This is a genomic window from Bacillus sp. FSL R5-0820 (assembly GCF_038593385.1).
Lineage (GTDB): Bacteria > Bacillota > Bacilli > Bacillales > Bacillaceae > Bacillus > Bacillus altitudinis.
This window is the reverse complement of sequence record NZ_CP151991.1, coordinates 2370912-2393510: the sequence shown is the minus strand read 5'-3', so window position 1 is coordinate 2393510 and position 22599 is coordinate 2370912. Positions and strand designations below refer to the sequence as shown.

Below are 22599 nucleotides of genomic sequence, written 5' to 3'. Positions count from 1 at the left end.
CCTAGTGATTTAAAATACGGCTTAAAAAGAGCTGAGCGCGTTTCTCGCGCGGTTTTTCATAAAAGGCAGCTGGTGTAGATTCTTCAAGAATTCTTCCTTCATCAATAAACACAATACGGTCTGCGACTTCACGGGCAAACCCCATCTCGTGCGTGACAACGACCATTGTCATTCCTTCCCTTGCCAGCTGTTTCATCACATCTAGCACCTCACCGATCATCTCTGGATCAAGAGCTGATGTTGGTTCATCGAAAAGCATGACCTCAGGTTTCATTGCAAGTCCCCTTGCGATTGCCACACGCTGCTGCTGTCCTCCTGAGAGTCTAGAAGGGTAGGTGTCTGCTTTTTCAGGAATGCCAACTTTATTTAAATAAAATTCAGCTGTTTCCTTTGCTTCTTCTTTGCTCACTTTTTTAACCCTCATCGGCGCAAGCATAATGTTTTCAAGCACCGTCTTATGCGGATAAAGATGGAAGTGCTGAAACACCATCCCGATATTTTGCCTGATGAGATTGATGTTTGTTTTCGGATGCTGAACAGACACTTGATTGACAAGGACTTTTCCTTCATCAATGCTTTCAAGACGATTGATACATCTGAGCATCGTGCTTTTTCCAGACCCTGAAGGACCGATGATCACAACAACCTCACCTTTTTGAATATGTAGGTTAATGTCCTTAAGTACATGGAACTGGCCGTAATGCTTGTTGACTTCTTCGAATGTGATCATGAAGAACCTCCTCTTCTAATGATTGAGCTAAAGCGGATTCTAGCATAAATGAGGCGAAAATAAGAAAATAATGGAATATTTTCTGACGAGATTTTTACAGCAAACAGTGACTTTGGATGGAGCCATGTTTCATGTGTATTCATTTTTAACAAAGTTAGGACAAATTTTATTTACATGGATAATTGCAGAAGTTGGTTAAACAATAAGAAGAGAGGTGAAAAAGGTGAAGAAACGTCCGATCGAGTTTCTAATATATGCTGCAGGTGTACTGCTTGTCCTTGCGTCTTTACTCATTTTGGTTCAGCTCGACGAGTTATGGATGCCTATTTTTTTATTGCTCAAAGCGGTTTTGATCCCGCTTCTTATCGCTATTTTTATTTCTTATCTTCTTTATCCGATTGTTGAAAGACTACATAAACGAGGTTTGCCGAGGACGGTCAGTCTCTTATTGATATATGTGCTGTTTTTTGGCGGCATTGGTTTGGCTGTGTATAAAGGGGCACCGGTTTTAATCGCTCAGTTAAATGAATTGTCGGAGCAAATTCCCATGCTTGCCGAAACGTATAATGGTGCTTTATCACATGTTCATCGTCATACAAGCCACTGGCCTGATGGACTACATGAACGGCTGGATCGTTTTATTGTCCAATCTGAGACGTATGCCGCAAATGGGGCAGAGCGGATGATTCTTAGCTGTAAAGTACTGCTTGATTACGCCTTAGTTGCTGCACTTATTCCTTTTCTTGTCTTTTATATGGTGAAAGATATGAACACGATGAAGCGGGCAGCATGGTATTTAACCCCGCCAAGCTTCCGAAAAAGGGGACATGCCTTTGTGAAAGCAGTGGATGACTCACTTGGGGATTATATTAGAGGACAATTGCTTGTCTGTTCTTTAATTGGGGGAGCTGCTGCCATTGTTCTTTGGCTGTTTCATATTCCATATCCGCTTGTACTAGGTATGTTAATCGGTGCAACGAATGTCATTCCGTATTTTGGCCCGATTATTGGAGCGATTCCAGCTGTTTTTATCGCTTTTACCATCTCAGTGAAGTCAGTGATCATTGTGCTAATTACAGTAGCCGTGCTTCAATTTTTAGAAAGCAATGTACTCAGTCCGATCATTGTCGGGAGAAGCCTGCATATGCATCCTGTCGTAATCATGCTGGTGTTACTCGCTGGAGGTGAGCTGTTTGGCTTGATTGGAATGATTTTAGCCGTGCCGTCCGCAGCCATTATGAGGGTCATCATTGTGCAATATATTCACATGAGACGAAGCGTTCATTGACAAGACGAGCCGAGTTGTCTATAATAATTTCGATTCATACATATTGAATTCAATGACGGACCCGAGTACGTTAAAAAGCTGTTGCAGAGAGAGGCTTTGTTTGCTGAGAAAAGCCTTATCAGACCTTTAACGGAAGCTAGTCCCGAGTGCAGATAAACACTGCCGCTCTCTTCCGGCGTTATCGGATGTGAAGGTGATAGACGCATATGTCTATAATCAGGGTGGTACCGCGAGAGCATCTCGTCCCTGTGTAAGTAGTTTTTTGCTTGCATAGGGCGGGATGTTTTTTCGTTTGTGTGAAGATTGAGGAATAAAAAAAGGAGGATTTATGATGAAAACTTTAACTTCAGCTCAAGTACGTCAAATGTTTTTAGATTTTTTTAAAGAAAAAGGACATGCTGTCGAACCGAGTGCGTCCCTCGTACCGCATGACGATCCAACACTTTTATGGATTAACAGCGGGGTGGCAACATTAAAGAAATACTTCGATGGCCGCGTCGTGCCTGAGAATCCGCGTATTTGCAACGCACAAAAATCAATTCGTACAAATGACATTGAAAATGTAGGGAAAACAGCACGCCATCATACGTTTTTTGAAATGCTGGGCAACTTCTCTATTGGAGACTATTTCAAAGAAGAGGCAATCGAATGGGCTTGGGAATTCCTCACAAGTGACGAGTGGATTGGCTTTGATCCGAATCTGTTATCTGTAACGGTGCATCCAGAGGATGAAGAAGCGTATGTTCTTTGGAGAGATAAAATTGGTGTCCCTGAGGAACGAATTATTCGTCTAGAGGGCAACTTCTGGGATATTGGCGAGGGGCCAAGTGGTCCGAATACCGAAATTTTCTATGATCGCGGCGAAGCATATGGCAACGACATGAACGACCCTGAATTATATCCAGGCGGAGAAAATGAACGTTATCTAGAAGTATGGAATCTTGTTTTTTCTGAATTTAACCATAATCCAGATGGTACATACACACCGCTTCCGAAGAAAAACATTGATACAGGAATGGGTCTTGAGCGTATGGTCTCTGTGATTCAAAACGTACCGACGAACTTTGATACAGACCTGTTCATGCCGATTATTCGTGCAGTAGAAACGATTTCTGGAGAAAGCTATGGGGAGTCAAAAGAAAAAGACACAGCATTTAAAGTCATTGCTGACCATATTCGTACTGTTGCCTTTGCCGTCAGTGACGGAGCACTTCCTTCTAATGAAGGCCGAGGTTATGTGTTAAGACGTTTGCTGCGCCGTGCTGTGCGTTATGCAAAAACGATCCATATCCACCGTCCATTTATGTATGACCTAGTTCCAGTTGTTGCGGAGATCATGAAGGATTTCTATCCAGATGTTCAAGCAAAAGAAGAATTTATTGCAAAAGTGATCAAAAATGAAGAAGAGCGTTTCCATGAGACACTGAATGAAGGGTTAGCCATTTTATCAGAAGTGATCAAAAAAGAACGAGACAATGGCAGCTCACAAATTTCCGGTCAAGATGTGTTTAAGCTTTATGACACATATGGATTCCCGGTCGAACTTACAGAAGAATATGCAGAAGATGAGAACATGACAGTCGATCGTGAAGGCTTCCAGCTAGAAATGGAGAAGCAGCGTGAACGTGCAAGAAATGCCAGACAAGATGTAGGTAGTATGCAGGTTCAAGGCGGGGCTTTAGGCGATATTAAAGCAGAAAGTACGTTTGTGGGCTATGAAAATTTAACTGCAGATGCTCGTATTATCGAATTGCTTCAAAACGGTGAAATTGTCACAGAAGCTCACGAAGGGGAAACGGTGCAAATTTTATTAGATGAAACACCTTTCTATGCGGAAAGCGGCGGACAAGTGGCGGATAAAGGAACGTTAAAAAGTGCCGAAGCGATTATTGATATCAAAGATGTGAAAAAGGCGCCAAACGGCCAGCATGTCCACGAAGGAGTCGTCGTAAGTGGTACAGTTCAAAAAGACATTGAAGTCACTGCAGAAGTCGAATCAGCGCTTCGAAAAGGCATTGTGAAAAATCACACAGCGACACATCTTTTGCACCAAGCGCTAAAAGATGTATTGGGCAGCCACGTTAACCAAGCGGGTTCACTTGTGAATGAAAACAGACTTCGCTTTGACTTTTCTCACTTTGGACAAGTAACAAAAGAAGAATTGTCACAAATTGAAAAAATCGTCAACGAAAAGATTTGGGAAGGCATTTCGGTTGCCATTGACCTGAAACCAATTGCTGAAGCAAAAGAAATGGGCGCAATGGCGCTGTTTGGCGAGAAGTATGGCGATATTGTCCGTGTGGTGCAAGTGGGTGATTACAGCATCGAGTTATGCGGAGGCTGTCACGTTCAAAACACTGCGGAGATCGGATTGTTTAAAATTGCATCTGAATCGGGTATTGGTGCTGGAACACGCCGTATTGAGGCTGTAACAGGTAAAGGTGCTTATGAAGAATTAAATGATCAGCTTGCGATTTTAGAAAAGGCAGCTAATGAACTGAAATCAAATACAAAAGATGTACCAAAACGCATCGCTTCCTTGCAGGCTGATTTAAAAGAAGTTCAAAGAGAAAACGAATCACTTCTTGCGAAATTAAGTCAAGCAGAAGCTGGCTCTATTTTAGAAAAAGTCATCGAAGTTGGCGGAGTGAACGTGTTAACTGAAAAAGTAAACGCCAAAGACATGAACCATTTAAGAACGATGGTTGATGACTTAAAAGCGAAATTAGGTTCAGCAGTCATTGTACTTGGCGCTGTTCAAAATGGAAAAGTCAACATTTCAGCTGGTGTGACAAAAGACGTCATTGAAAAAGGTCTTCATGCAGGAAAACTTGTGAAGCAGGCAGCTGAAATTTGCGGCGGAGGCGGAGGCGGACGCCCAGATATGGCACAAGCAGGCGGGAAACAGCCAGAAAAGCTTGAAGAAGCACTGGCAACTGTCGAAGAATCTGTCAAATCCGTTTTATAATCAGTCAATGTAGTGTAGAATAATGGTATTAGATGAGCGGTTAGAAAAAAGCTTGCTAGTAGAATGTTGGAAGAGAGGTGCAAGAAGCAGTGAGTTCATTTGATAAGACAATGAAGTTTAACTTCTCTGATGATTCAGCTGAAACCAATGTGAATGAAGTGCTCATAACAGTTTATGACGCACTCCAAGAAAAAGGATACAACCCGATCAATCAAATTGTCGGATACTTGCTGTCAGGCGACCCTGCTTATATTCCAAGACATCAGGATGCACGCAACCTAATTCGTAAACTAGAACGAGACGAATTAATTGAGGAATTGGTTAAATCGTACTTAGAGACACATAAAGAGGCGTAAAACATGAGAATTTTAGGCTTAGATTTAGGCACGAAAACCCTTGGTGTGGCAATCAGTGATGAAATGGGATGGACAGCTCAAGGGATTGAAACCATTAAAATTGATGAAGCAGGCGGAGACTTTGGTCTCAGCCGCCTGTCTGAGATCGTCTCGCAATATGGAACGGATAAAATTGTCCTTGGTTTTCCAAAAAATATGAACGGTACGGTCGGTCCAAGAGGCGAGGCCAGCCAATCATTTGCGAAAGTGTTAGAAAACACGTACAATGTTCCTGTTGTGCTTTGGGACGAGCGTCTGTCAACGATGGCAGCAGAAAAAATGCTCATCTCTGCAGATGTGAGCAGACAAAAGCGTAAAAAAGTCATTGATAAAATGGCGGCTGTTATGATCCTTCAAGGGTATTTAGACAGCTTAAATTAAAATGAGGTGAATCAAATGGAACACGGAGAAAAGCAAATTACAATCGTTGATGATAATGGAAATGAGCAACTTTGCGAAGTACTATTTACTTTTGAAAGCGACCATTTTAACAAATCATATGTTCTTTACTACCCAATTTCTGAACAAGATAACGAAGAAATTGAAATTCATGCATCAAGCTTCACACCAAATGAAGACGGTGAAGATGGCGAATTAGAGCCAATTGAAACGGATGAAGAGTGGGACATGATTGAAGAAACGTTAAATACGTTCTTAGATCAAGAAGACGAAGAAGAATAGAACGAATAAAAGGCCTGTGAACATGATCTCTGTGATCTTTCTTCACAGGTCTTTTTTTACATTCTATATGTAAACTATTATTGAAATTTAGTTGACATATATCACTCGACCTTTTACGCTATTTTTATCAAAAACATCGAGTGAGGGGTATGAAAATTGAAAATTCACGATATGATGCAAATGGCATTCATGACAGCAGTTATTGGGATGTTAGGATTGATTCCGCCTATTTTTCTTGCGTTTACACCTGTACCAATCACCTTACAAACCGCAGGTCTTTTGCTTGCTGGAGGGCTGTTAAAACCAAAGCAAGCGCTGATTAGTTTACTTCTATTTCTTCTAATAGTGGCAGCAGGCGCACCTCTTTTATCTGGAGGGAGAGGCGGAATAGGGGTCTTTTTTGGGCCAAGCGGTGGTTTTTTACTTGCTTATCCAGTGGCTGCCTTTATGATCAGCCTGTGGCTGAACCGGCTAAAGAAAGTGACGGCCTTACGACTATTTTTGATCTATGCGGTATGCAGTATCGGGATATTATATATAGGCGGAATTCCCTTTCAAGCCATGATGATGCATATAAAGATCACGCAAGCAGCTCTGTTCAGCGTCATTTATTTACCGGGTGATCTGATCAAAGCAGGGATATGTGCCGTCTTCACGGTGAAAATCATTCAAGCGATGTCATATCGAAAAAGGGACTTACATAGAGGGAGGCGAGCAGTTTGATGAGAATAACGGAAAGCTATGCAGCTCATGCAAAAGTGGAGCCAGATCAGATGGCGATCAGAGATGAAAAAGAGAAGATCACTTATGAAGAATGGCATGAGCGTGTGAAGTCATCTGCACAATGGTTAAAAGAAACGCCTCATCAGCAAAAAAGAGTCGCTTTTTTAGTATCAAATGGTGTTCCGTTTCTCCAACTATTTGCTGGCGCAGCTTCTGCAGGATGGACAGCGGTGCCTCTTGATCCGCGGTGGAGTGACAAGGAATGCGCGGAAAGGCTCTTATTAAGCGATGCGGACCTTGTCATTGTGGAAGATCGATATATCAAAAGGGTTGAAAAGTACAAGCTGGATATGCCAGTGCTCTCTTTATCTGAATGGAAAGAAAGAATCAGCCTCAGCATAAGAGTTCAATCGAACAAAAGTGATACGGAGGAAGATCCTGCTTTTTATATGGGATTTACTTCAGGATCAACGGGATCGCCCAAAGCCTTTATAAGACGCCAGCAGTCATGGATCGAGAGCTTTCAAATGACAACATCCGTCTTTGGGATCACACATAAAGATCATGTACTGATTTTGGGCACACTTTTATCCTCTCATTTTTTATACGGTGCGATCAGCACACTTTATTTCGGTGGCACTGTGACATTGTTAGAAAAATTTGTGCCAGAGAAAGCAAAGAAAACCTTAGAGAAAGGAGACATCACGGCTATTTATACGGTTCCGACCATGACAGAATCGTTACTGCAAATGGATGCTTTCGGAAAGAATCCGCTTCTTGTCCTGTCTTCTGGTGCAGATTGGGGAAACTCTTCAAAAAAACAGCTCGTCAACCGCAATCCCCACATCACATTTTTTGATTTTTATGGAACATCAGAATTGAGTTTTGTCTCCTATTTATCTTCAGATGACTTTTTGCAGAAGCCTACTTCTGTCGGAAAGCCATTTCCTTCTATTCAGGTTGAAGTCAGGAGGGCAGATCAAACCGTTTGCAAGCCAAATGAAATAGGGAGAATTTATGTGAAAAGCCCAATGTCTTTTTCAGGCTATTTACAAGATGAAAAGCCGACCGAAGAGTGGCTGACGGTTTATGACATGGGGTGGCTCGACGAAGATGGTTACTTGTATATGAGCGGCCGCGAGAATGGCATGATTGTCTATGGGGGACTGAATATTTTTCCAGAGGAAATTGAGCGTGTGCTGAATGAACAGCCAGAGGTGAATCGGTCAATCGTGATTGGACTTCCTGATCCATATTGGGGCGAAATCCCTGTTGCCATTATTGAGAATGTACAGCAAACAAAAACCATTCGGCAAGCTGTAAAAGAAACATTAGCGGCATACAAAGTACCAAAAAAATGGCTCGTCACGGACAAAATGATCGAAACATCAGGAGGGAAAATCGCTCGTGCCAGTATGAAAAAGTGGGCGGAGGAACAATGATCATGCAAGCCGTGATCGTACAAGCGAAGCGGACGCCCTTCGGTGAGAAAAATGGAATGTTGAAGGATTACCGGCCAGAGCATCTAGCTGCGCCCTTGATCCAGCATTTTTCAAGCGTGATCAAGCCAGATGACATCATTTTAGGCAATGTCGTCGGGGGTGGTGGCAACATTGCCCGTCTGTCCTCGTTAGAAGCAGGGCTTTCATTACATATTCCGGGTATGACCATTGATAGGCAGTGTGCTTCCGGTCTTGAAGCCATTAGAACAGCGTGCATCATGATTCAGTCGGGGGAGGGATCAATATATATCGCTGGTGGAACGGAAAGCATTTCTCGGTCACCAATGAAAGAAAGGGCCCGCTTTTCTCCAGAGTGGATAGGGGACCCTCATATGGGGGAAGCGGCAGAGCTGACGGCGTCGAGATTTTCAGTTGCGAGACAAGCGCAAGATGACTATGCACTTTTAAGTTGGGAACGAAGTATAACCGCATTCAAGCAAGGAACGTATTCAGAAGAAATTGTTCCGATTAGCGGGATGAGCACAGATGAAGCGGCAGCTAAAATAAGACCGATTGCAAGCTTGATAAAGCGGGCAAAACCTGTCTTTTTACCAGGAAAAGGTACTGTGACTGTGACCAATAGCTGTAAAGAAGGAGATGGTGCAGCTGCCGTCGTTGTGATGGAAAGAGCGGAAGCGGAGGCAAAAGGCTTCAGCCCTATGCTGCGGTATATCGGGAGTGCCGTGACCGCTATGGACCCGCATTATCCTGCTGCTTCACCAATTGATGCAATCAAGAAACTTTTACATAAAGAACAGGTGAAGATAGAAGATGTTGCACTTTTTGAAATCAATGAAGCGTTTGCGCTCAAAGTAGTGCTCATTGCCCGGACACTAGGTATTTCTTATGACCGTATCAATAAAAGAGGCGGTGCGCTTTGTCTTGGGCATCCATATAGTGCCTCGGGAGCTGCTATGATGGTGAGACTGTTTTACGAAGCCCGCGCCTTACCGAATGGAAGCTATGTCATGGCTGCAATTGGAAGTGGGGGCGGTGTCGGTTTAGCCACACTATGGCAAGTTCTGTCATGACATGCATGAGCAAGTAATTGCCGAACTCCGTCGAATCATGTACTATAAAAGCTAGATGTGAGGAGGGCCATGCATGTTTTCAGAACAAAAGAAACGACCATTTTTTAAACGAAAAATGGGGATCGTCCTGTTATCTGTACTTGCTGTGATCATCATTGCAGCATTATCAGGTTTTTTATATGTAAAATCAGCACTCGGGCCGGTCGATCAAAAAAGCAAACAAACCATTAATATTCATATTCCAAATGGGACATCTGTCAGTGGAATTGCGAGCATTTTAAAAGAAAATGAGCTGATTTCAAATGACACGATTTTCACTTACTATGCAAAGTACAAAAAAGCGTCAGGCTTTAAAGCGGGCTATTTTCATCTCAAACAAACAATGGATGCGGATCAGCTAATTCAAAAGCTGACATCTGGCGGGACAGACTACGCATTTCAGCTTGTGATACCTGAAGGGAAACAGTTGTCTGATATTGCAGTTATTATCGCAAACCAGACGAATTTTTCAGCGAAAGAAGTTGAAGCGAAGCTGGATGATCCAGCCTTTATTAAAAAATTGATGAAAAAATTCCCGAAAACGGTGACATCACAAGTGAACGGGAAACAGGTCAAGCATCCGTTAGAGGGGTATTTATTCCCGGCGACGTATCCGTTTTATCGTGAGGATGAATCACTTGAAACCATCATTGACACGATGATTAAACAAACAGATCAATATGTAAAAACGTATGAAAAGGACATGAAAAAGAGAAAGATGTCCATCCATGATGTCCTAACGATGGCATCCCTAATAGAAATGGAAGCAACCGAAAAAACAGACCGGTCAAAAATCTCAAGTGTGTTTTATAACCGGTTGAAAAAGGACATGCCGCTTCAAACAGATCCAACCGTTCTTTATGCGCTTGGCGAGCATAAGTCCCGTGTTTATTACAAAGATTTAAAAGTGAAATCACCTTATAATACGTATACAAACAAAGGGCTGCCGCCTGGACCTATTGCCAATGCTGGAGAATCTTCTTGGAAAGCAGCACTCCATCCAGAGAAAACAGATTTTGTTTACTTCCTAGCAAAGAAAAATGGGGAAGTCGTCTTTACGAAAACGTTAAATGAGCACAACAAAGCAAAAGCGAAATACATCACTGGCAGCAACTAGCGCTCATGTGAAAGGAAAAAGACTGTAGACAATGGTGAAATTGCCTGCAGTTTTTTTCGTTGTTATATCCATTTTATAGGTTCGCAATTACCACATCTTTGTGGTAAAATATATCGGGTTGTTTTTACTTAGATGAACGAAAGATTGACGAGAAAGAGAGCTGCAGCAGGCAGGACTCTTCTTTTTCAGGTCATGAAGGAGCTAGACATATAATGACAATCGAAGATGATCAAATAAATGATTATATTGAAGATTTAATTGAGCCGAGTCCTAATGCCATCGCTCAATTAGAGGAGTATGCGAAAGAGCATCATGTGCCAATCATGGAAAAGGTGAGCATTGAACTGTTATTGCAGCTGCTTTCTTTGAAAAAACCGAAGAAGATTCTTGAGGTTGGGACAGCGATTGGCTATTCAGCGATTCGAATGGCAGAAGCTCTGCCAGATGCTGAAATCTATACGATTGAGCGAAATGCGAAACGTTATGAGGAAGCGACACGAAATATTGAAGAATTGCATTTCAAAGATAGAATTCACGTGTTTTTTGGCGATGCGATCGAATCAGCTAAAACGGTTCAGACGATGGCTCCCTATGATGTGATCTTCATTGATGCGGCAAAAGGTCAGTATCAACGCTTTTTTGAGCTGTTTGAACCGATGCTGTCCGATGACGGAATGATTATTACAGACAACGTATTATTTAAAGGCTTAGTTGCGACAAATTATGAAGAAGAAATTGAAGATAAACGAAAAAAACAATTAATAGGCAAAATTGATCGATACAATCAATGGCTGATGTCAAATCCTGACTACCAAACGTGTATCATTCCGGTTGGAGATGGGATCGCTATTAGTACAAAAAGAGGTGACCAATCATGAAAAAACCAGAATTGCTTGTGACGCCAAGCAAGGTGTCGGATGTACTGCCGCTCATTGAAGCGGGTGCTGACGCATTTTTAATAGGTGAACAAACATATGGAATCCGTCTTGCAGGTGAGTTTTCAAGAGAAGATGTGAAACAAACGGTTCAACTCGCACATGCACATCACAAAAAAGTATATGTCGCCATGAATGCGATTTTTCATAATGACCGTGTGGCACTGCTTGGAGATTATTTAACCTTTCTCGATGGGTTAAACGTGGATGGTGTCGTTTTTGGAGATCCGGCAGTGATCATGGCCGCAAAAGAAACAGGTGTCAACTTGAATCTGCACTGGAGTACAGAAACAACTGGGACAAACTATTACACTTGTAACTACTGGGGCAGAAAAGGCGCAACACGTGCTGTTCTTGCCAAAGAACTCAATATGGATAGCGTGATTGATATCAAAGAAAACGCCGAAGTGGAGATTGAAATTCAAGTCCACGGCATGACCTGTATGTTCCAATCCAAACGGACACTTGTTGGCAACTATTTTGAATATCAAGGCAAACAAATGGACGTGGAAGGCAGAAATATGGAAGAAGGTCTATTCCTTCACGACCAGGAGCGTCAAAACAAATATCCTATTTTTGAGGATGAAAATGGCACACACATTATGAGTCCAAATGATGTATGTATGATTGATGAATTAGAAGAATTTGTCGACGCAGGCATTGACTCATTTAAAATTGACGGAATTTTAAAGTCACTTTCTTATATGACAGAGGTGACATCCCTCTATCGAAAAGCCATTGATTTACTAGTGACTGATAAGGAAGCCTATGAAGATCAGAAAGATGAATGGGTGGAGCGTATTGAAGAGATCCAGCCTGTCAACCGTTCAATCGATACAGGGTTCTTCTTTAAAGAAACGGTTTATTAAGATAAAAGGAGGCAGAGGAAATGGCACTTTTAAAAGATGGAATTTCTGAAGTGATCGATGGAAAACGTGTCATTACAAAAAAACCAGAACTGCTAGCGCCAGCAGGTAACTTAGAAAAACTAAAAATTGCTGTGCATTATGGAGCGGACGCTGTTTTTATTGGTGGGAAAGAATTTGGACTTCGTTCAAATGCAGATAACTTTTCAATCGAAGAAATGGCAGAAGGTGTCGCATTTGCGAACAAATACGGTGCTCGCATTTATGTGACAACGAATATTTTCGCCCACAACGAAAACATGGACGGGCTGGAAGAATATCTTCAAGGGATTGAGGGAGCCGGTGTAGCGGGAATTATTGTCGCTGATCCACTCATCATTGAAACATGCAAACGAGTAGCTCCAAAGCTTGAAGTTCACTTGAGCACACAGCAGTCTCTTTCGAATTGGAAAGCGGTGCAGTTTTGGAAGGAAGAGGGGCTTGAGCGTGTGGTCCTTGCACGTGAAACAAGCGCCCTAGAGATTAAAGAAATGAAAGAAAAAGTGGATATTGAAATTGAAACGTTCATTCACGGGGCGATGTGTATTGCTTATTCTGGCCGCTGCGTGCTCAGTAACCATATGACAGCGAGAGATTCAAACCGCGGAGGCTGCTGCCAATCTTGCCGCTGGGATTATGATCTTTATAAACTAGAAGGCTCTGAGGAAGCGCCTTTATTCGGTGAAGAAGACGCACCATTTGCGATGAGTCCAAAAGATTTAAAACTCATCGAATCCATACCGCAAATGATTGAAATGGGAATTGATAGCTTAAAGATCGAAGGACGAATGAAGTCCATTCATTATGTAGCAACAGTTGTCAGTGTCTATCGTAAAGTCATTGATGCTTACTGTGCGGATCCAGACAATTTCGTCATTCAACAAGAATGGCTCGATGAATTAGACAAATGTGCCAACCGTGACACGGCTCCTGCCTTTTTTGAAGGTGTACCAGGAACGGATGAACAAATGTTTGGCATTCACGGAAAGAAAACGACCTTTGATTTCGTCGGTCTTGTACTTCATTATGATGAACAAGAACAAATTGTCACATTACAGCAGCGTAATTTCTTTAAAGCTGGCGACGAAGTTGAATTTTTCGGTCCAGAAATCGAAAATTTCACATGTAAGATTGAGACGATTTGGGACGAAAAAGGGAACGAACTCGATGCCGCTCGTCATCCACTGCAAATTGTGAAATTTAAGCTTGATCAAAAAGTATACCCTAGCAACATGATGAGAAAGGGGAAATAACCGGCACATGGGGAAAAAACCAGTGGTGATTGGAATCGCTGGCGGCTCAGGTTCAGGTAAAACGAGCGTCACCAATTCCATTTACGAAAAATTTAAAGGACATTCAATCCTCATGCTTCAGCAAGATTTATATTATAAAAATCAAAGTCATATGCCATTTGAAGAGCGCCTGCTGACCAATTATGATCATCCGCTTGCATTTGACAATGACCTGATGATTGAGCATGTAGAAGCGCTGCTAAAGTACGAGTCCATTGAAAAACCGATTTATGATTTTAAACTAAACACACGTTCAGAAGAGACGGTACATGTTGAACCCAAAGATGTCATCATCGTTGAAGGAATCTTTGCCCTTGAAAATGAACGTCTAAGAAACTTAATGGATATTAAACTGTATGTGGATACAGATGCAGATCTTCGGATCATTCGCCGTATTTTACGTGATACGAAAGAAAGAGGTAGATCGATTGATTCCGTGATTGAACAATATGTATCTGTCGTCAGACCGATGCACAATCAATTCATTGAACCGTCAAAACGATACGCCGATATCATCATCCCAGAAGGCGGACAAAATCATGTGGCCATTGACCTCATGGTGACAAAAATTCAAACGATTCTTCAAAACCGCGGAGAGTAATTGGTGGAGAAGAACAAAGACCTTTACGACGTAAAGGTCTTTTCAACATCATGCTCTTGTAGTCAATACTTTAGTAATGGCTAGTCCGAAATCATCGGTGAGCATTGTAAGAAGCAGTCCTCTGAATAAAAGATTTGATATGATAGGAAAACAATGCTGCGAAATGAAGACAGGAAAATCACGATGGGATGCTGAAAGTTTCAGTTATTCCTGCTTTGTAAAAGTATATTAAAAAAACGACAAACAAATCATCACAAATTTTCAAACAATTCTTGATCAAAATGCAATTTTGTAATAATATAGCATAGACATATCGTACACTGACCATATTATGTATTGGAAGATGGAGAATGGATAAGCTATTCTTCTACATATGATCGAAATGGCCGAACGAGGTACAGGAGCTTCCTGTGCCTTTCCACAGTTTGTGCGATGAAGATAATACATCATCATGAGACCGCTGCTGTTCCTGCCTAATAAAAAGGCATAATAGTTGCATCTAAAAGGGACGCCATGTAAGATGGACTTTTACGAATATGGGACAGAAGGAATGAGGGCCGGAATATGTCCTCATTCTTGTATATTTCAGTCGTCACTCACATGCAGAAAGCTTGTATGATGAGGATTAATAGAAGGAGTGAATGATTCATGGCACAAGAGAAAGTATTTCCAATGACAGAAGAAGGAAAGCGCAAATTAGAAGAAGAGCTTGAATATTTGAAAACGGTTAAACGTAAAGAGGTTGTAGAGCGTATTAAAATCGCTAGAAGTTTTGGAGACCTCTCTGAAAACTCGGAATATGATTCTGCTAAAGAAGAGCAAGCGTTTGTAGAAGGTCGTATTACAACGCTTGATAATATGATTCGTAATGCCAAAATTATTGAAGATGAAGGTAACTCAAATATTGTTTCACTCGGTAAAACGGTGACATTCGTTGAATTACCGGACGGTGAAGAAGAGTCTTATACGATTGTAGGAAGTGCAGAAGCTGATCCGTTTGAAGGCAAAATTTCAAACGATTCACCAATTGCAAAAAGCCTTTTAGGCAAACAAGTAGACGACAAAGTCACGGTTCAAACACCTGGCGGAGAAATGTTCGTCCAAATTGTAAAAATTTCATAATTACGTTTATACGATGAACACCTCGTCCACAATAGGGACGAGGTGTTTTTATGCTGAAAACAAGAAGAATCCAATGGACAGGTGCCATTATTTTTATCTTATTGCTCGGTCTTCTGTTTAGACTAGCGGAAATTCAGTTGTTTTTCACAGAATCTTTTTCAAAACTTGATATTAATTTGATCCAAGAAAGTGTCAGGCAGCGGACAGAAGAAGTAGTCATTTCAGACGGACGCGGCGAATTTTTAGATCGAAACGGCGAGGCACTTCTCACAAAGGAAGAGCCAGCGGTCATCATATTTCCATTCCTGCAATATGACCTCCCTCACTTAAAGCAAACCGCTTCTATACTTGAGATGGAAGAAGATGAATTGAAGAGCCAGCTGACAGAAACGAAGAAACCACTCATTTTAAAAGATGATATGACGAAAAAAAAGCTGAAAGACATCAATGATATGAAATATTCAGGTGTTTACGGCGTATATATGAAAGAGAAGGACAAAAAAAGACTTGCTCTCCACACATTAGGCTTCACAAGTGAGAATCCTGAACTCTTGAGAAAGCGTTATCCGGACAAAAAAGAACTTTCAATCCGCACTGAGATCGGTACATTCGGTTTGGAAAGTACATTTGACGAATTTCTATTACCAGAGCAAGACACAAAATTGTTATATCATGTGGACGGAAGGGGAAACCCTTTGTTTGGGATGGACGTCAAATATACAGCAGAAGCTCATTCGTTTTATCCGCTGCAAGTGCAGACAACCATGGACGAAGACATGCAGAGGGAAATGGAGAATGTTCTCAAAGCGCAAGGGGTTGAAAAAGGCGGAGCAGTTCTGCTCGACATTCAAAATAGCAGTGTGCTGGCGATGGCGAGTGTTCCAAATGTGACCAGCAAAAACCGGCATGAGGCAAGAAATTACATGCTGACCGCAATGGCTCCCGGTTCTGTATTTAAAACGGTCGTGCTTGCCGCAGCGATTGAAAAAAACTTGAACCAGCCACAAACGATGTATGATTGTCGAAAGAATTTATATGGAGAGCCAGAAGGAAAGCAGGAAGTACTGAATCTGTCTGAAAGCTTTGCGCAAAGCTGTAATTATACATTTGCGACACTCGCTGAGCAGCTCATCCAAACAGATGATCAAATCCTTGAAAAGACAGCTTCAAAGCTTGGGCTTGTGGATCGAGCCGGCTGGGAAGGGGATGTATACCATAAGCAACAATTCAAACAGTTTGATCGTGAAGAAACAGGCAGTGTGTGGGGAGATAAAAGAGACAAGCATGTCAAAAAAGCCATTGCGCAAACGGCAATTGGTCAAAAAAATGTCAAAACAACCCCCTTACAAATTGCCAATATGATGGCAACGATTGCAAGGGGCGGAGAACGAAAAGAAGTGAGGATTGCAGATAAAGTGATGTATCAAAACGGAACAACGATGCTATCCTTTCAAAACAAACGACCTGATGGTGACAGTATTGACCGCTATACAGCTCAAACCTTGCAAAAGTACTTAAGGCAGGTGGTGACGTCTGACAAAGGAACAGGAAGAAGATTTCAAGACCTGCCGTTCCATATAGCAGGGAAATCAGGCACTGCCCAAACCGGCACCAAAGATAAACAGGGGAATCCACTTTATCACAAGTGGTTTGCCGGATACTTTCCGGCAGAAAAACCAAAATACGCTCTCGTCGTTGTTCACCTTGATGAGGCAAGTGGCCGGGCTAAGACAAATGAAGCGTTTTATGATATTGTAAAAAAGGTCAATGAAATTGAAAAGAAACAGACATAGAACATCCCTTCATGTCATGTTAGAATAGTAACGACTTAGGGAACAGAGGCAAAGGAGTGCAGAGATTTTGAGTAGAAATTCTCGATTTGAACATCGTGATAAGCGCAGAAAGGCGAATATGGTGCTTAACATATTAATTGGTATCGTTGTGGTGCTTATTTTGGTTGTCGCATCGAGTTTGTTAATTTTTAATAAACCGAAAGATACAAATGTAGCAGACGAACCATCCAAAACAGCACCTGCATCGAGTGAAAATAAACAAAACTCAGAAGAAGATGTGAAAGATCAAAAGAAAGACACATCCGATGATGCGGATGCAAAAAAAGACGATTCATCTGACAAAAAAGACGATACAAAGAAAACAGATGATGAAGAAGAGCCAAACAAAGATGCGTTAAAAGATGCCACAGAAACAGATGGCGGTAAAACAAGTGACGTAGACAAAACATATGAAAACGATAACTGGGAGCCTGTAGGAACAGAGCAATCGGGATCACATACAGCAACCTATGATGCTAACTCAAAAGACTGGAAAGAAATGATCAAAGCCATGTCCTATGCGACAGGAATCTCAGAAGATCAAATGACTGTTATTTGGTTAGGAAATAACGGAGGACCTCAAGATGCAAAAGGAACCATCCGTGATAAATCAACAGGTGAACGCTACCGTGTAGAAATTACGTGGGTGGACGAAAAAGGCTGGAAACCTGTGAAGGTTGAAAAATTAAAATAAAATAAAAAAGATGCATGCAAAAAGGCTAATATGAACTTCATTTTAGCCTTTTTCTTCTTTTCAGCGTGATAGAAAACCTTTGCAGTCTAGGAAGGACTAGCACCGGCGCACAGACCTGACTGCCTACACGCTAATCTTTTTTTATGAGACATTCGCTTTAAAATGAACAACTGCTGTATACAAAATCTTATCATCAATGACAGTCGTTTGATGACTCACAGAATGAACAGTCAGCAAGATCGCCTGATTATGTTCAATTTGTTTTTGGATCTTTTGTTCAAGTTCTTTTAAAGACGTTGCTTCAAAAAATTCAATTTTGTCCTTTAAAAAATCCAGTTGAAAATCCATTTCATTCATCCCTCCATGCTCTAGATTCATCATAATCTCTCCCATTCAAAAGGGCAAATATTTTTCTACCCCGCCCAGTATTTTTTAGTAGGAAAGAATCAGAAGATGTGGTAGGATAGGAACTGTTCGACGGAATAAAACATACTATACGGATAGGAATAAATAGATAAAGTGGAGGGAAAGAAAAATGGGACGTGAGTTTCTTTCTTTATTTGATCATTGGGCTGAATCTTATGATGACACTGTAAGTGGTCATGACGAGCAGTATAAAGAAGTATTTCGCCGGTATCCGGCCATTCTAAAAGAGATTACTCGCCGTGCAGGTCAACATGTCATTGAGTTTGGAAGCGGCACAGGAAACCTAACGGCGGCACTGCTTCAAGCAGATAAGAAAGTGTTTGGCGTTGAACCTTCAGAAGCCATGAAGAAAGCGGCTCTTCAAAAAGGAATACCAAATGTATTTCATGACGGAGATTTTTTATCGTTTCCAGCTCCACCTTTTGAGCCTGATACGATCGTCAGTTCATATGCTTTCCATCATTTAACGGACGAAGAAAAAAAACAAGCCATCCACACCTATGGCAACATCCTTCCCTCAGGTGGTAAAATAGTCTTTGCTGATACAATGTTTCAAAATCAAGCAGCGCATCAAGCTGAAACGAACAAAGCGAAAGCCGCTGGATTCGATCAGCTTGCAGAGGATTTAGAAACGGAATACTATCCATCCATAGGTGTGTTAAAGCAAATCTTTGAAGAAGAAGGTTTTAGCACATCTTTTCATCAAATGAATGATTTTGTGTGGATCGTAGAAGCGAAGAAAAGGGAATGAAAGGATGTTTTTAATTTGAAAATCGCAGTGATAGGTGCAATGGAAGAAGAAGTGACGATTTTAAGAGATCAACTAAAGAATGCCACACAAGAAAACATCGCTGGCTGTGAATTTACAACAGGTGTTTATGAAGATAAAGAAGTGATTTTATTAAAATCAGGGATTGGAAAAGTGAATGCAGCGGTCAGCACAACACTTCTGCTTGACCGCTTTCAGCCAGATTATGTGATCAATACAGGATCAGCTGGCGGTTTCCATCACTCATTAAATGTAGGTGATATTGTCATCTCTACTGATGTTAGACATCATGATGTGGACGTGACGATCTTTGAATACGAATATGGACAAGTGCCAGGATTACCAGCTGCTTTCATCGCAGATGAAAAGCTTGTGAAGCTGGCAGAGGAATCTGCTTCAGAAATCGATCATATTCAAGTGGCAAAAGGAACGATTGCAACAGGAGATTCATTTATGGATGATCCTGATCGTGTCGCGTTTGTGAGAGAGAAATTTCCAGAGCTGTATGCAGTGGAAATGGAGGCAGCTGCAGTTGCGCAAGTTTGCCATCTATTTGAAACGCCATTTGTGGTCGTTCGAGCGTTGTCAGATATTGCTGGGAAAGAATCCAATATCTCTTTTGATCAATTTCTAGAGCAAGCAGCGATTCACTCAACAGACCTTGTCCTGCGTATGATAAAGCAAACACAATAAAAGAAGGGGTTTCCCCCTTCTTTTCCATACAAAGGAAGGGATTTATATGGCTGTCATACATGATATTACGGAATTAATTGGCCACACACCGCTTTTAAAACTGTCAGGGATGGGTGTGCCGGCAGGTGTTGATGTTTATGCAAAACTTGAAATGATGAACCCAGGCGGAAGTATTAAGGATCGTTTAGGTGATATGCTGATTAAAGAAGCGCTAGCATCGGGCAAACTGCGCCCAGGCGGAACCATTATTGAAGCAACTGCAGGAAACACAGGTATCGGGCTTGCGCTAAGTGCAAGAAAACATCAATTGCATCCGATCTTCTGTGTACCAGAACACTTTAGTCAAGAGAAACAACAGCTCATGAAGGCGCTTGGTGCAGAGATTATTCATACACCAAGAAAAGATGGAATGAAGGGTGCGATCGATCGAGCCCTTGAACTAGAGGCAAACCTTGACAATGCTTATTGCGTCTTACAATTTAAAAACCAAGTAAATCCATTGACTTACTATAAAACGCTCGGGCCAGAAATATGGTCTGACCTCCAGGGGAACATAGACGTGTTTGTAGCAGGAGCGGGTTCTGGCGGAACATTTCAAGGATGTGCTGCCTATTTAAAAGAGCAAAAAGAAGCGCTAAAAACAGTGATTGTGGAACCAGAAGGATCTATTTTAAATGGCGGAAAGCCGGGACCGCATAGAACGGAAGGAATTGGCCTTGAATTTATTCCAGATTATATGGAATCGACTTTATTTGACGAGATTTATACCGTCAGTGACGATGATGCATTCCGAATGGTGAAAGAAGCAGCTGAAAAGGAAGGTGTTCTGCTCGGAAGCTCGTCTGGAGCCGCTCTATTTGCCGCTTTAGAGGAAGCGAAAAAGGCATCACCTGGGACAGTGATCGTCACCATTTTTCCAGATAGCAGTGAGCGTTATCTAAGTAAAGGTATTTATGAGGGAGGAAAATAAAATGAAGCCAAAAACAATGATGATTCATAGTGGGATCACTGGTGATGAAAAAACAGGAGCCGTGTCTGTTCCTATTTACCAAGTCAGCACCTATAAGCAGCCTAAAGCAGGCGAGCACACTGGATATGAATATTCCAGAACTGCGAATCCAACAAGAACAGCACTGGAAACAGTCATTCGTGATCTTGAAGGCGGGGCAAACGGCTATGCATTCGGTTCAGGGATGGCTGCAATTACAGCCGTGATGATGCTGTTTAACAGCGGAGATCATATCGTACTGACTGACGACGTGTACGGCGGAACCTATCGTGTGATGACAAAGGTGCTCAACCGGATTGGCATTAAAGCCACATTTGTAGACACAAGTGATCCTGAAGCGGTGAAAAAAGCAATTTTACCAGAAACAAAAGCCGTCTATATTGAATCACCAACCAATCCATTGCTGAAAATGACCGATCTACAAGCCATAAGCCGGATCACAAAAGAAGCTGGCATCTTGATGATTGTCGATAATACGTTTTTTACCCCATATTTTCAAAAGCCGATTTCATATGGGGCTGACATTGTCTTGCACAGTGCCACAAAATATTTAGGTGGCCATAGTGATGTGGTGGGCGGACTTGTCGTGACAGCTACTGAAGAGCTTGGTGAAGAACTGCACTTTGTTCAAAACTCTACAGGCGGTATTCTTGGACCGCAAGATGCGTGGCTTCTAATGCGAGGGATGAAAACGCTCGGACTAAGAATGGAAGCACATCAACAAAACGCGCAGAAAATCGCTGAGTTTTTAGAACAACATCCTGCGATTACACGTGTCTATTACCCAGGTTTAAGCGCTCACCCAGGTCATGAGCTTGCAAAAACTCAAGCAACAGGCTTTGGCGGAATGATTTCTTTTGATATTGGAAAAGAAGAAAATGTCGACGTGTTTTTAAGCCAATTGAAATTGTTTACAATCGCAGAAAGCCTAGGGGCGGTTGAAAGTTTAATCTCTGTTCCTGCTCGCATGACCCATGCATCCATTCCAAAAGAGCGCAGAGAAGAGCTTGGCATCACAGATGGTTTAATCCGTATTTCTGTCGGTATTGAAGATATTGATGACTTATTACATGATATTGAACAAGGGCTCGACGCAGTAACGAATGGATAGATTTACATGCCCCTCGCTTTCTCTCACTATGGTAAGCTATCAATAGACATTGATAACGGGAAGGTGAATCAAGTGAAGAAAAAGTGGGATGGTTTAGTGACAGATTACAAGCAATACGCTTTTATTTTGCTTGCTGTTAGCACCTTTTTATATATTGGTACGATTTTACCAAATCAGCACATAGAAGCATCACCAAAAATGCTGATGATGGCAGTTGATTGTGTTTTCCTATTAGCCGCTTTTCTTTGCGTGAAACGTGCGATCTTTTTTCAAAAGAAATTGCAAGAACTAGATGAAGATTAAGTCGAAAAGTCTCCTCATGTGATGAGGAGACTTTTTTTAATTGCACTGGATAATCGGACAAGAATGTCTGTAGAAATTTAGTCAAACACACAAAAATCATCTAATTTACTAAAAACAGGTTTACAAAATGGTGCTTGCTGGATATACTTACAAAGTAATTAAAAACGTAAAGGAGGCTGAAGAATATGTTATTCGTATCTACTTGTGATCAATTCAACAACCAATTTCATCATGTCATCAGCCTGTGGAAGAGCTCGTGTCCTTCCTTTACCTTTTACGGTTCACGCTACAAAACTGTTTAAGTAAACGAGGATTTCACGTATCATCCATCGCAGGTTAGAAGACACTGTCTTTTGATCTGCATTTTTGTGTGCCCGCAGGTCAACTGATAAAGAAGATCTGCGGGCTATTTCGCGTGCTGCGAACTGAAGGG

23 protein-coding genes and 1 other annotated feature are annotated in these 22599 nt (G+C 41.7%); of the genes, 21 read left to right on the top strand and 2 right to left on the bottom strand.

Annotation, left to right across the window (positions count from 1 at the left end):
- Position 1: 1 nt before the first annotated feature.
- A complete protein-coding gene (locus NST15_RS12370; RefSeq protein WP_008342687.1) occupies positions 2–730 on the bottom strand; it encodes an amino acid ABC transporter ATP-binding protein in 729 nt (242 codons plus the stop codon).
- Positions 731–953: 223 nt separating this feature from the next.
- On the opposite strand from NST15_RS12370, the gene NST15_RS12365 reads away from it, so the two are divergent.
- From NST15_RS12365 to NST15_RS12290, 16 genes are all read left to right on the top strand, one after another.
- On the top strand, positions 954–2018 hold the full coding sequence (locus tag NST15_RS12365; RefSeq protein ID WP_017358104.1) for an AI-2E family transporter: 1065 nt from the start codon (positions 954–956) through the stop codon (positions 2016–2018).
- Positions 2019–2061: 43 nt separating this feature from the next.
- Positions 2062–2269: a binding site (T-box leader), on the top strand.
- Positions 2270–2349: 80 nt separating this feature from the next.
- Positions 2350–4986, top strand: a complete 2637-nt coding sequence (alaS, locus tag NST15_RS12360; protein ID WP_342498561.1) for an alanine--tRNA ligase — start codon at positions 2350–2352, stop codon at positions 4984–4986.
- A gap of 89 nt (positions 4987–5075) precedes the next feature.
- Positions 5076–5342 (top strand): IreB family regulatory phosphoprotein, encoded by a 267-nt coding sequence (locus NST15_RS12355; RefSeq protein ID WP_024718370.1) that lies wholly within the window; start codon positions 5076–5078, stop codon positions 5340–5342.
- Between the two features lie 3 nt (positions 5343–5345).
- Complete coding sequence (ruvX, locus tag NST15_RS12350) at positions 5346–5762, top strand: Holliday junction resolvase RuvX (RefSeq protein WP_003216519.1); 417 nt, start codon at positions 5346–5348, stop codon at positions 5760–5762.
- A 15-nt stretch (positions 5763–5777) separates the two neighbouring features.
- Complete coding sequence (locus NST15_RS12345) at positions 5778–6062, top strand: DUF1292 domain-containing protein (RefSeq protein WP_017358102.1); 285 nt, start codon at positions 5778–5780, stop codon at positions 6060–6062.
- A gap of 156 nt (positions 6063–6218) precedes the next feature.
- A complete protein-coding gene (locus NST15_RS12340; RefSeq protein WP_024718368.1) occupies positions 6219–6785 on the top strand; it encodes a biotin transporter BioY in 567 nt (188 codons plus the stop codon).
- Entirely contained in the window at positions 6785–8227 is a 1443-nt protein-coding gene (locus tag NST15_RS12335; protein WP_268449456.1) for an acyl-CoA synthetase, read from the top strand. Before NST15_RS12340 ends, NST15_RS12335 begins: the two co-directional genes overlap by 1 nt.
- A gap of 2 nt (positions 8228–8229) precedes the next feature.
- A complete protein-coding gene (locus NST15_RS12330) occupies positions 8230–9318 on the top strand; it encodes an acetyl-CoA C-acyltransferase (RefSeq protein ID WP_268449470.1) in 1089 nt (362 codons plus the stop codon).
- Positions 9319–9391: 73 nt separating this feature from the next.
- Positions 9392–10474 (top strand): endolytic transglycosylase MltG, encoded by a 1083-nt coding sequence (gene mltG / locus NST15_RS12325; RefSeq protein WP_268449455.1) that lies wholly within the window; start codon positions 9392–9394, stop codon positions 10472–10474.
- Positions 10475–10686: 212 nt separating this feature from the next.
- Positions 10687–11352: an O-methyltransferase gene (locus tag NST15_RS12320; protein WP_024718364.1), complete on the top strand. Its 666-nt coding sequence runs from the start codon at positions 10687–10689 to the stop codon at positions 11350–11352.
- Positions 11349–12278 (top strand): peptidase U32 family protein, encoded by a 930-nt coding sequence (locus tag NST15_RS12315; protein ID WP_008342670.1) that lies wholly within the window; start codon positions 11349–11351, stop codon positions 12276–12278. Before NST15_RS12320 ends, NST15_RS12315 begins: the two co-directional genes overlap by 4 nt.
- A 20-nt stretch (positions 12279–12298) precedes the next feature.
- Complete coding sequence (locus NST15_RS12310; protein ID WP_017358097.1) at positions 12299–13567, top strand: U32 family peptidase; 1269 nt, start codon at positions 12299–12301, stop codon at positions 13565–13567.
- A gap of 7 nt (positions 13568–13574) precedes the next feature.
- Entirely contained in the window at positions 13575–14207 is a 633-nt protein-coding gene (gene udk / locus NST15_RS12305) for a uridine kinase (RefSeq protein WP_007501435.1), read from the top strand.
- Between the two features lie 648 nt (positions 14208–14855).
- On the top strand, positions 14856–15329 hold the full coding sequence (gene greA / locus NST15_RS12300) for a transcription elongation factor GreA (protein ID WP_007501433.1): 474 nt from the start codon (positions 14856–14858) through the stop codon (positions 15327–15329).
- 50 nt (positions 15330–15379) lie between these two features.
- Entirely contained in the window at positions 15380–17122 is a 1743-nt protein-coding gene (locus NST15_RS12295; RefSeq protein WP_272753961.1) for a penicillin-binding protein 2, read from the top strand.
- A 67-nt stretch (positions 17123–17189) separates the two neighbouring features.
- Positions 17190–17855 carry a YrrS family protein gene (locus NST15_RS12290; RefSeq protein WP_017367687.1) on the top strand — a complete coding sequence of 222 codons (666 nt, stop codon included), beginning with the start codon at positions 17190–17192 and terminating at the stop codon, positions 17853–17855.
- A 141-nt stretch (positions 17856–17996) separates the two neighbouring features.
- On the opposite strand, the gene NST15_RS12285 is transcribed toward NST15_RS12290, so the two are convergent.
- Entirely contained in the window at positions 17997–18203 is a 207-nt protein-coding gene (locus tag NST15_RS12285; protein WP_024718362.1) for a YrzA family protein, read from the bottom strand.
- A gap of 187 nt (positions 18204–18390) precedes the next feature.
- On the opposite strand from NST15_RS12285, the gene NST15_RS12280 reads away from it, so the two are divergent.
- The 5 genes from NST15_RS12280 to NST15_RS12260 all read left to right on the top strand — a co-directional run bounded on the left by NST15_RS12280 (position 18391) and on the right by NST15_RS12260 (position 22166).
- The gene (locus NST15_RS12280) at positions 18391–19032 is read left to right on the top strand and encodes a class I SAM-dependent methyltransferase (protein WP_081114969.1); all 642 of its coding nucleotides are present in this window, start codon (positions 18391–18393) and stop codon (positions 19030–19032) included.
- 15 nt (positions 19033–19047) lie between these two features.
- Complete coding sequence (mtnN, locus tag NST15_RS12275; RefSeq protein WP_212338226.1) at positions 19048–19743, top strand: 5'-methylthioadenosine/S-adenosylhomocysteine nucleosidase; 696 nt, start codon at positions 19048–19050, stop codon at positions 19741–19743.
- Positions 19744–19789: 46 nt separating this feature from the next.
- Positions 19790–20713 (top strand): cysteine synthase family protein, encoded by a 924-nt coding sequence (locus NST15_RS12270; protein ID WP_212338224.1) that lies wholly within the window; start codon positions 19790–19792, stop codon positions 20711–20713.
- 1 nt (position 20714) lies between these two features.
- Positions 20715–21863 carry a bifunctional cystathionine gamma-lyase/homocysteine desulfhydrase gene (locus tag NST15_RS12265; RefSeq protein ID WP_008342652.1) on the top strand — a complete coding sequence of 383 codons (1149 nt, stop codon included), beginning with the start codon at positions 20715–20717 and terminating at the stop codon, positions 21861–21863.
- A gap of 72 nt (positions 21864–21935) precedes the next feature.
- Positions 21936–22166, top strand: a complete 231-nt coding sequence (locus NST15_RS12260) for a YrhC family protein (RefSeq protein WP_061420905.1) — start codon at positions 21936–21938, stop codon at positions 22164–22166.
- Positions 22167–22599: the final 433 nt, after the last annotated feature.